Annotated in this window: 8 protein-coding genes; 7 read left to right on the plus strand and 1 reads right to left on the minus strand. The window is 51.8% G+C overall.

Translation table 11 applies throughout. From position 1 onward, the window contains the following. The first annotated feature begins 372 nt into the window (after positions 1 to 372). From B5G27_RS12625 to B5G27_RS15870, 6 genes are all read left to right on the plus strand, one after another. Positions 373 to 2,676, plus strand: coding sequence for a RelA/SpoT family protein (locus B5G27_RS12625; protein WP_087179218.1), 2,304 nt, complete (start codon positions 373 to 375; stop codon positions 2,674 to 2,676). Positions 2,677 to 2,691: 15 nt separating this feature from the next. Further along, positions 2,692 to 3,315 (plus strand): MBL fold metallo-hydrolase, encoded by a 624-nt coding sequence (locus tag B5G27_RS12630; protein WP_087179219.1) that lies wholly within the window; start codon positions 2,692 to 2,694, stop codon positions 3,313 to 3,315. A gap of 12 nt (positions 3,316 to 3,327) precedes the next feature. Next, entirely contained in the window at positions 3,328 to 4,794 is a 1,467-nt protein-coding gene (gene hemZ / locus B5G27_RS12635) for a coproporphyrinogen dehydrogenase HemZ (protein WP_087179220.1), read from the plus strand. After that, on the plus strand, positions 4,785 to 6,035 hold the full coding sequence (gene hisS / locus B5G27_RS12640) for a histidine--tRNA ligase (protein ID WP_087179221.1): 1,251 nt from the start codon (positions 4,785 to 4,787) through the stop codon (positions 6,033 to 6,035). Before hemZ ends, hisS begins: the two co-directional genes overlap by 10 nt. Then, positions 6,028 to 7,824 carry an aspartate--tRNA ligase gene (aspS, locus tag B5G27_RS12645; RefSeq protein ID WP_087179222.1) on the plus strand — a complete coding sequence of 599 codons (1,797 nt, stop codon included), beginning with the start codon at positions 6,028 to 6,030 and terminating at the stop codon, positions 7,822 to 7,824. Before hisS ends, aspS begins: the two co-directional genes overlap by 8 nt. 496 nt (positions 7,825 to 8,320) lie before the next feature. Next, positions 8,321 to 8,638 carry a hypothetical protein gene (locus B5G27_RS15870; RefSeq protein WP_143449721.1) on the plus strand — a complete coding sequence of 106 codons (318 nt, stop codon included), beginning with the start codon at positions 8,321 to 8,323 and terminating at the stop codon, positions 8,636 to 8,638. 122 nt (positions 8,639 to 8,760) lie between these two features. Here the strand turns inward: B5G27_RS15870 and B5G27_RS12665 are convergent, their stop codons facing one another. Beyond that, a complete protein-coding gene (locus tag B5G27_RS12665) occupies positions 8,761 to 9,039 on the minus strand; it encodes a type II toxin-antitoxin system HicB family antitoxin (protein ID WP_087179226.1) in 279 nt (92 codons plus the stop codon). A 313-nt stretch (positions 9,040 to 9,352) separates the two neighbouring features. Between B5G27_RS12665 and B5G27_RS12670 the strand changes: the two genes are divergently transcribed. Beyond that, a complete protein-coding gene (locus B5G27_RS12670) occupies positions 9,353 to 11,107 on the plus strand; it encodes an IS1182 family transposase (RefSeq protein WP_087179227.1) in 1,755 nt (584 codons plus the stop codon). The last annotated feature ends 177 nt before the right edge of the window (positions 11,108 to 11,284 follow it).

Here is an 11,284-nt window from a genome sequence, read left to right on the forward strand (position 1 = left end):
ACTCGGACTTGTTCCAGTTGTTGATCTTCATTGTTGCCCTTGTCAGTCTGTGTTATCAGATCTTCAAGGGAAAGAAATAGCCGCCATTACTCGCAATAATGACGGCTGTTTGTAAGTAACAGTCAATTGTTTTTGGGTAAGCCGCTTAAGGTTTCCCTTTTTCATTTACAATATAGCATATCCGGGTGCAGTGTTCAAGGAAAATGTGATGACAGTCATTGTCTGCTTTTTGTCTGCCATGTCAAAAAACAGCGGATTTTGCAGGCTCACAGCATAAAAATATTTGAAAAAACCGGAATTAATGCTATACTAATACTATTGCAGACATGATCATGAGGCTGGGACAGGCCGTGATCGGAAGGGGGATCTGATATGGCAGGCACACCGGAATATGTACAGTTGAATAAAAACCTGGAGATTGTGGACGGTCACGCGGTAAAAGCGCCGGAAGACTATCAGGACCCGGAGCAGCTCTACCAGGCGCTGGTCGCCCGGGTGAGGAAATACCATCCTTCCACGGATATCTCCATGATCGAGAAGGCATACCGCATCGGGCGGGAAGCCCACAAAGACCAGGTGAGGAAGTCCGGGGAGCCGTACATTATCCATCCGCTCTGGGTGGGGATCATCCTGGCGGACCTGGAGATGGACAAAGAGACGATCGTGGCGGGAATGCTCCACGATGCGGTGGAAGATACAGAGATGACGCTGGAAGATGTCACAAGGGAGTTCGGCGAGGAGGTCGCCCTTCTGGTGGACGGCGTCACAAAGCTGGGTCAGCTCAGCTATTCCCAGGATAAGCTGGAAGTCCAGGCGGAGAACTTGAGGAAGATGTTCCTCGCCATGGCAAAGGATATCCGGGTGATCATCATTAAACTGGCGGACCGTCTCCACAATATGCGCACGCTGGAATTTATGACTCCGGCGAAGCAGCAGGAGAAGGCAAGAGAGACGATGGACATCTACGCTCCCATCGCCCAGAGGCTCGGTATCTCAAAGATCAAGACAGAGCTTGACGATCTGTCGCTGAAATACTGGAAGCCGGACGTATACAACCAGCTCGTGAAGGACCTGAACGCCCGCAAGACCGAGAGGGAAGAATTTGTCCAGCAGATCGTGGCGGAAGTTTCCAGGCATATGGCCAACGCCCACATTAAGGCAAAGGTGTACGGGCGCGTGAAACATTTCTTCAGCATTTATAAAAAAATGGTCAACCAGAATAAGACGCTGGACCAGGTGTACGACCTGTTCGCCGTGCGTATTATCGTTGACACGGTAAAAGACTGTTACGCGGCCCTGGGAGTGATCCATGAGATGTACACTCCGATCCCGGGGCGCTTTAAAGATTATATCGCAATGCCGAAGCCGAATATGTACCAGTCGCTGCACACGACCCTGATGGGACCGTCCGGGCAGCCTTTTGAGATCCAGATCCGAACGGAAGAGATGCACAAGACTGCGGAATATGGTATCGCGGCGCACTGGAAGTATAAAGAGGGCGCGGATGCGGCGAAGAGCATGGAGTCCCAGGAGGCGAAGCTGAACTGGCTGCGCCAGATCCTGGAGTGGCAGCGGGACATGTCCGACAACCGGGAGTTTTTAAGCCTGTTAAAAGGCGACCTGGATCTGTTCGCGGAGGATGTGTACTGCTTTACCCCGAACGGGGATGTGAAGAACCTGCCCAATGGTTCCACGCCGGTGGACTTCGCCTATGCGATCCACAGCGCGGTGGGCAACAAGATGGTCGGCGCAAGGGTCAATGGCAAGCTGGTAAATATCGACTACAAGATCCAGAACGGCGACAGGATCGAGATCCTGACGTCCCAGAATTCCAAGGGACCGAGCCGTGACTGGCTGAATATCGTCAAGAGCACCCAGGCGAAGAATAAGATCAACCAGTGGTTTAAGAAAGAGTTTAAAGAAGATAATATCATCCGGGGCAAGGAGCTGATCGTCTCCTACTGCCGGAGCAAATCCATCAATCTGCAGGATATCCTGAGACCGAAATACATGCAGATCGTGCAGAAAAAGTACGGGTTCCGCGACTGGGACGCAGTGCTGGCGGCGATCGGGCACGGCGGCCTGAAAGAAGGCCAGGTCGTGAACCGGCTTTTCGAGGAATACGAAAAAGAACACAAAAAGGAGATCACAGACGAGACGATCCTGGAGCGGATCTCCGAGGCGAACAGCAAAAAGGTCCACATCGCCAAATCCAAGAGCGGCATCGTGGTCAAGGGCATCAACGACATGGCGGTGCGCTTCTCCAAATGCTGCAACCCGGTGCCCGGGGATGAGATCGTGGGCTTTGTCACAAGGGGCAGAGGCATGTCCATCCACCGCACGGACTGTGTCAACATGCTCCATCTTTCCGAGGCGGAGCGGGGCAGGCTGATCGAGGCGGAGTGGGAGGATCCCGAAGAGACAGAAGGCGGCGGACAGTATCTGGCTGAGCTGAAAATGTACGGAAATGACCGCCAGGGCCTGCTCATGGATATATCCAGAGTGTTCACAGAGGCAAAGATTGATGTGAAATCCATGAACATCCGCACCAGCAAGAAAGGGACCGCTACCATTGACACCGGATTTATCGTGCACGGCCGCGAGGAGCTGAACAGTGTGATCGAAAAGCTGCGCCAGGTGGACGGCATCCTGGATATCGAGAGGACCGCAGGATAGGAGAAGGGAAAACATATGAAAGTCGGAAAATTTGTGCTCGGGCCTGTGGCGACGAACTGCTATATCGGGATCAATGAGGAGACGAAAGAGTGCTTTATCGTTGACCCTGCCACATGCCCGCCGGAGTTTGTAAGCTATATCAAAAATGCAGGGCTGACCGTAAAAGCGGTCCTGCTGACACACGGGCATTTTGACCATATCATGGGGCTGGACGCGCTCCTGAAAGAATTTCCTGTGCCCGTGTATGCGCACGAGGCGGAGAGGGACGTGTTGGAGAGTGAGCAGTTAAACTCTTCTGCGTCCATGCTCGGGCAGCCGTATTCGTTTTCGGGAGCGGACTATGTGACCAACCGTCAGGAACTCAGGATCGCGGGATTTGAGATCCGGGTCGTCTACACTCCGGGCCATACAATTGGCGGATGCTGTTATTATATAGAGAAGGAAAAGACACTGTTCAGCGGGGATACTCTCTTCCATGGATCTGTGGGGCGGACAGACCTTCCGACAGGCAGCATGGGCCAGCTCGTAAGCTCAGTCCGCGACAGGCTCTTCGTCCTGCCGGATGATACGAAGGTGTATCCGGGACATATGGAAGAGACGACCATCGGATACGAGAAGAAATATAATCCATTTATATAGGAAAACAGAGACATGATCGAGATCGCATGTAAAAAGACGAAATTCACTTATAATGTATATCATATCACAAAGGCATTTTTCCCGGATGAGGAAATCGTGCAGAAGGTTGATGAAAAGCAAGAATCTCTCGTGGGGCTGAAGCTCCCCGGAGGCTCTTGCTTTTCCCTTGCGCCGGGGGACATTGCGGGAGAACCGGCGCAGGATGCGGCGTGTTTTCACGGCTCTGAAGAGGATGCCGCGCAGGCGGAGAAGCGCGCGGTGACCCGGAGAGTCTACTGCTTTCTGTGCGAAGAGTCCGGCAGGGAGCTTGCATGGGGGACTCTTACGGGAGTCCGCCCGACTAAGCTGCCGATGCAGATGCTGGAGGAGGGGAAGGCAAGAGAGGAGATCACAGGGTTTCTCGCGAAAGAATATTTTGTCACTCCGGCAAAGGCGGAGCTGGGATATGAGATCGCCTGCCGGGAGAAGGCGCTTTTGGAGAAGCTTGACTGCCGCGGCGGGTTCAGCCTGTATGCGGGGATCCCGTTCTGCCCGAGCGTGTGCTCCTACTGTTCTTTCAGCTCCTCGCCCATCGGAGTGTGGAAGGACAGAGTGGACAGTTACCTGGATGCGTTGGTCAGAGAACTCCGGGCCATCGGGAGGATGGCGCAGGGGCGGTACCCGGATACTGTGTACATTGGCGGAGGCACGCCGACTACGCTGGAGCCGGATCTGCTCAGGAGACTGCTCACGGAGATCACGGAGAATTTCGACCTGAGCCATACCGTGGAGTTTACCGTGGAGGCGGGACGCCCGGACAGCATCACAGAGGAAAAGCTTGCCGTGCTGAGAGAATTTCCTGTCACAAGGATCTCCATCAACCCCCAGACCATGCAGCAGAAGACGCTGGATCTGGTGGGGCGCAGACACACCGTGGAAGATGTCTGCGAGGCGTATGCAATGGCCCGGCGGATGGGATTTGACAATATTAACATGGACCTGATCGCAGGGCTCCCGGGGGAGAATGCGGCGGACATGGAGAATACCCTGTCCCGGATCGAGGCCATGCAGCCGGACAGCCTGACCGTCCATTCCCTTGCCATCAAGCGGGCCGCGAAGTTCGGGCAGGAGGGGCGGACCATGGATCTCCATTCCGAGATCTCCCAGATGGTGGACGCCGCGGCGAAGAGCGCGGAGAAGATGGGGCTCAAGCCGTATTATCTGTACCGCCAGAAGAATATCGCCGGGAATTTTGAAAATGTGGGCTATGCGAAGCTTGACAAAGCGGGAATATACAATATACTGATTATGGAAGAAAAGCAGACCATCCTTGCCGCGGGCGCGGGCGCGTCCACAAAGGTGCTGCTTGAGAAGCCCATACGGACGGAAAAGGGCAAAGAGATCGACCTCGTCCATGTGGAAAATGTAAAGAATATCACAGAGTACATCGACCGGATCGATGAAATGATAGAACGAAAAGGAGAATGGCTATGGCGCTGAAGAAGAAACCGGTTACCGGCATGAAAGATATCATGCCCGCCGAAATGGAGATCAGGGATTATGTGATCGGGCTGATCAAAGACACATACAGGACCTTCGGGTTCTCCTCCATGGAGACCCCCTGCGTAGAGCACATCGAGAACCTGTGCAGCAAGCAGGGCGGGGACAATGAGAAACTCATATTTAAGATCTTAAAACGCGGGGAAAAGTTAAAGATCGATGAGGCAAAGGAAGAGGCGGACCTGGTAGACGGCGGGCTGCGTTATGACCTGACAGTTCCCCTTTCCAGATATTACGCGAACCACGCGAATGAGCTGCCCTCTCCTTTTAAGGCGCTCCAGATGGGCAATGTGTGGAGGGCGGACCGTCCCCAGAGAGGGCGCTACCGCCAGTTTATGCAGTGCGATATCGATATCCTGGGCGAGCCGTCAAACCTGGCGGAGATCGAGCTGATCCTGGCGACGACTACCCTTCTCGGGAAGCTGGATTTTAAGAATTTTACGATCCGCATTAATGACCGCCGTTTCTTAAAGGCAATGGCAGCGTACAGCGGATTTGAGGAAAAGGATTATGACAGCGTGTTCATCACTCTGGACAAGATGGACAAGATCGGCATGGACGGCGTGGCGGCTGAGTTAAAGGAGAACGGCTATGCGGAAGATTCGGTGGAAAAATATCTCGCGCTCTTTCAGGAGATTACGAACGATGTGGAGGGTGTCCGCAAGTGTAAAGAGAAACTGGAAGGCTATCTCGCGCCTGAGGCGGCAGATTCACTGGAAATGATCATCACCAGCGTGGAGAGCCAGAAGGAAGCAGACTTTAAGATGAGCTTTGACCCCACGCTCGTGAGGGGCATGTCCTATTACACAGGAACGATCTTCGAGATTTCCATGGATGAGTTCGGCGGCAGCGTCGGCGGCGGCGGACGCTATGATGAGATGATCGGAAAGTTCACCGGTCAGGATACCCCGGCGGTAGGATTCTCCATCGGCTTCGAGCGCATTGTCATGCTCCTTCTTGAGCGCGGCTATCAGGTGCCGACAGGGAAGAAGAAAAAGGCATATCTCCTGGAGAAGAAGCTGCCCCAGGAGAAACTCCTTGAGGTGCTGGCGCAGGCGCGCGCGGACCGGGAGAACGGGTATCAGGTCATGCTGGCCAATATGAAGAAGAACAAGAAGTTCCAGAAGGAACAGCTTGCAGAACAGGGATATACAGATATTACGGAGGTGTACAATGGCTGAGTCAATGAAAGGGCTTAAGAGGACTCACCGCTGCGGCGAGCTCACCGCGGCAAATGTGGGTGAGAAAGTGACCATCATGGGATGGGTGCAGAAGAACAGGAATAAGGGCGGACTTGTGTTCACGGATGTGCGCGACCGCTCCGGCATTATCCAGGTAGTGTGCGAGGAAGGGAAGACAGACGCAGCGCTCCTTGAGAAGGCAGCGTCGCTGCGCTCCGAGTACGCGGTGGCGATCGTGGGAGAAGTGGCGAGACGTTCCGGCGCGGTGAATGACAGGATCGCGACAGGAGAGATCGAGGTCATCCCGAGTGAACTGCGTATCCTTTCTGAATCCCAGACTCCTCCGTTCCCAATCGAGGAGAATGCAAAGACAAAAGAAGAGGTGCGTCTGAAATACCGCTATCTCGACCTGAGAAGGCCGGACCTGCAGCGCAACCTCATGATGAAGAGCCAGGTCATGACCCTGACCCGCCAGTTCTTCTCTGAGGAAGGCTTCCTTGAGATCGAGACCCCCATGCTGGGAAAGACGACTCCGGAGGGAGCGAGAGATTATCTCGTGCCCAGCCGTGTGCATCCGGGATGTTTCTACGGGCTGCCCCAGTCTCCGCAGCTCTACAAGCAGCTCCTGATGTGCTCCGGGTTTGACCGCTATATCCAGATCGCCAGATGCTTCCGCGACGAGGACTTAAGAGCGGACCGCCAGCCCGAGTTCACACAGATCGACATGGAGCTGTCTTTCGTGGACGTGGATGACGTGATCGATGTCAATGAGAGATACCTTGCGAAGCTCTTTAAAGAGGTGCTGGATGTGGATGTACAGCTCCCGATCCAGCGCATGACATGGCAGGAGGCAATGGACCGCTTCGGTTCCGACAAGCCGGATCTGCGCTTCGGTATGGAGTTGACCAATGTGACGGACGTAGTGAAAGGATGCGGCTTCGGCGTGTTCACAGGCGCTATCGAGAACGGCGGCAGCGTGCGCGGCATCAATGCCAAGGGCCAGGGCGCGATGCCGAGAAAGAAGATCGACAAGCTGACTGCATTTGTAAAAGACTATGGCGCGAAAGGGCTTGCGTACATCGCTCTCCAGGAGGATGGAAGCGTGAAATCCTCTTTCGCCAAGTTCATGAGCGAGGAAGAGATGTCCGCTCTCATCATCGCTATGGACGGGCAGCCGGGCGACCTGCTCCTCTTTGCGGCTGACAAAAATAAAGTCGTATGGGATTCTCTCGGAGCGCTCCGCGTGGAGCTGGCAAAAGAGCTGGATCTCTTAGATAAAGATGAATTCCGCTTTGTGTGGATCACAGAGTTCCCGCAGTTCGAGTGGAGCGATGAGCAGGGACGTTATCTCGCTATGCACCATCCGTTTACCATGCCTATGGAAGAGGACCTTCCGCTCCTGGAGCAGGGAAAACTCGGGGAAGTGCGCGCGAAGGCTTACGATATCGTGCTCAACGGAAATGAGATCGGAGGCGGAAGCGTCAGGATCCATCAGAACGACATCCAGGAGAAGATGTTCGAGGCGCTTGGATTTACAAAAGAGCAGGCGCACACCCAGTTCGGGTTCCTGCTCGAGGCATTTAAATACGGAGTGCCGCCGCACGCAGGGCTTGCCTACGGTCTGGACCGTCTTGTCATGCTCATGGCAAAACAGGACAGCATCCGCGACGTGATTGCGTTCCCGAAGATCAAGGACGCGTCCTGCCTGATGACAGAGGCGCCGACACCGGCAGACCAGAAGCAGCTTGACGAGCTGGGGCTGGAAGTGAAGGCGGAGACAGAAGAGTAAAGGACGGCCGGGGAGAGAAGACCCCGGACAGCCAGGGCGGAAAAAGTCCAGTCCGGCGGGGACAGAACAGGACGAAGATAAAATATATTACAAATACAAGAGATGAAACGGGGCGTCAGCACTGAATATCAGGTCAGTGCTGACGCCCTCGTTTTATCTGTCTGCGAATGTCTGCCTGTGAATGTCTGCCTGGGATTGCCTGCCTGTGATCATCTGATTTCGTATATCCGCTTACGGATTACAGAAGTGTATCAGGTATTCGGAAAAGAGGCGGAGAAATATCATGCTGTATGTACAGAATGTTTGGGTGGAAATAAACAGGGAGATATTGTAAGCTTAAGACAGAAGAAGAGAGAGCGGATTTTCAGGAAAATAGTCAGGAGGTGAATTGTTATGAAAGAAGTTTTTAAACGGAAGTACAGAGCTCTGCACGGCGCGGCAAAAATGTGGAGGCTGCTTTTAGTTATAATGATCATTCCCGCAATGGCCGCAGGATGTGGAAAGCGCTCGAGGGATTGGTCCCAAACTCAACCTTTATCCGAACGGAGAGGGGGATTTTCACGTTCATTCAGCCTCGAGCTATATTGCATCCGGCGGTTATGAAGCGGCTGACGGGAAATTGATCTTAACGGATGAGTTCAGCGATGAGCCGCAAGATATATATACCTTTGAAATCGCAGACAACAAATTGATCTTCCTGGCGGATGAATCCGCAGAAGTGTGGGATTATGGTCCGGGTACAGTGGCGGATGGCATGGTGTTAGTTTATGATGAAGAACTGACGGAATGGTATATGGCGGATGATCTGGATTGATATAGCTGGAAGATAGACCTATTAAAAACTCAGGAGCAGTTCCTTTATTTTGGGAAGTTGCCCCTGAGTTTTTCGTTTGTGTAGAGGATGCGAGCGGATGAATTGCATATAAAATGTCTGCGCTATTCATCCCATCCTTCGTAAAACCGGATATTCACGGAGATATTTCTCACGATATCTCCTTCTTCTGTTTCGATGTCCTCGATCTCAGACACATAGGGAAGGAGCGGCTCTTCTTCCTCGAGTTCCACTGTGATCCAGTTCCTGCATGCCTCGTTGGCATTATCAATGGCGTCGTCCAGTGTGGCGCCGGAAGCCTCGCAGCATTCAAGATCCGGGAAGAATGCGCGGAAGCCGCCGTCTTCATTTTTGCGGAATACCGCAGGGTATATAAATTTCATAGTCAGTTGCTCCTTTTTGTGTTTTCATATTTTTTCAAACATTTTGATGCCTGGCTGCCGCCGGCACTGTGGTCAGTATAGTATAAACAGAGGGAAATAGCAAGCATGCTCTAAATCTTTTGGATGATACGTAATCCTGCCATCAGCAGTGCCGGAAAGATGACAGCTGGGGCTGTCGGGAAATAGATAGTCCAAAACAGGGGCAGTTGTGACTCGCATGAGTCACAACTGCCCCTGAAATTTATCCTGTAAAAAGAGAAAAAGATGGCTAACGACAACCATCTTTCTCTCCGTTCCATGTTATAATGGAACTATGCAAAAACAAGATTATTATAACGACTTTTTTGAAATTGGGCAACAGAAAATTAACTTCAGTTTCTTCGAATTGAGTCTACCCGATGACGATCCAGTCTATACCCTGAAAAAAGTGATGGAGGAATTAGATTTTTCAGGCCTGCTGGCCTGTTATCCAAACAAGGGAAGAACCGGGTTTAACCCAATCATGCTGTATGCTGTCGTTACCTACGCAAACATGCGCGGAGTCCGGGCCGTTGACCGGATTGTTGATCTGTGCCAGAGAGACCTTGCTTTTATCTGGCTGACGAAAGGGCAGAAGCCTCAAAGGGATGTTTTTTACGATTTTAAAGGCAAAAAGCTCACAGGGGAAGTCCTGGATGAATTGAATTACCAGTTCATGCGCCGCCTGGAAAAAGAAGGGTTTCTTACACTGAAAGAACTTTATATCGATGGAACGAAACTGGAGGCAAATGCCAACAGATATACCTTTGTCTGGCGGGGCAGCCTGAATTACCATCTTGCAGGCCTGCTGGATACGATTGATGCCCTTTATACAAAGTACAACGCTTTCCTGCTGGACAATGGGTATGGCCCGAAATATGACCTTGGGGATGCACATATGTTTGTGATTGAGGGGATGGACAAAGTCAGGAAGATCATCCAAAAGAACAGGGAGCGGAAACTGACAAAGCATAAGAAGATCCCTAATAATACCATAATCGAGATCGATCATTGTTCCCCGCTTGAAATCCGGAAACTGCAGAAGAACCTGATGCGGATTGCAGAGGGAGAAGGGATTGAGTTTGTTTTCGGGAAGGGAATGCGTAAGCCGGAGATCCAGAAACTTTATGAGGGACTGGAAGAATGCGGAAAGCGCCTGATGGAGTATAAAGAATGCTTTAAGATCATGGGGAAAGACCGCAACAGCTATTCTAAGACAGATCTGGAAGCGACATTCATGCGGATGAAAGAGGACCATATGATGAACGGGCAGTTAAAACCTGCCTATAACGTCCAGATCGCAGTAGAAAATTACTTTATTGTCCACGGATATGTAAGCAATGACCGGACAGACTACAACACGCTGATCCCAGTTCTGGAAAAACACAGGAAAGCGTTTGGGGATAAGCTGGAGGCAGTCACTGCCGACAGCGGCTACTGCAGTGAAAAGAACCTGCTGTATCTGAAAGAGAACAGGATCCGCAGCTTCATCAAGCTGCAGGACCATGAGAAGAGGAAGACACGGGCATACAAAGAAGACATCGGGAAGTATTACAACATGACATACGCCGTTTTTGAGAATGAGCACTATTATATCTGCCATGACGGAAGAGAACTGCACCATATCCGGACAGAAAGCAAAGAACAGGACGGCTACACACAGACAATAGAGGTATACGGCTGTGCGGACTGCAGTGAATGTGAATATAAATCGAAATGTCTTTATAAATACAATCCCGAAAAGAATCCGGACCAGAACAAGGTCATGAAGATCAATGAACGCTGGGAAGAACTGAGGGAGGAGTCCAACACGAATATCCAGAGTGAAGAAGGGATCCTGAAACGTCAGACACGGTCGATCCAGACAGAGGGTCACTTTGGAGATATCAAAGAGAACGAAAACTTCCGTCGTTTTAACTACCGTTCGAAAGAGAAAGTATATAAAGAGTTCATGCTGTATGCCATAGGGCGGAACATCATGAAATATCATCGGTTTTTACATCAGGAAATCGAAAAATTTGAAGGGAAAAAGGAGCAGGAAGCGGCTTAACCAGAGGAGCGCTCTGAAAAATCCAGCCAAGGGGTTATTGCGCCCTAAAATAGCGTTTACAAACAGGACGGAGGCAGTCTCCGACAGAATAACGGCTCAAAAAAGTCCGTATTCTGCGGGATTGTCCCCGTCCTGTTTGTCAGGAGTCAAAAATCGGTATTAACCGACAGCCCCATT

This window comes from Lachnoclostridium sp. An76, assembly GCF_002161355.1.
Taxonomy (GTDB): Bacteria; Bacillota; Clostridia; order Lachnospirales; family Lachnospiraceae; genus Mediterraneibacter; species Mediterraneibacter caccavium.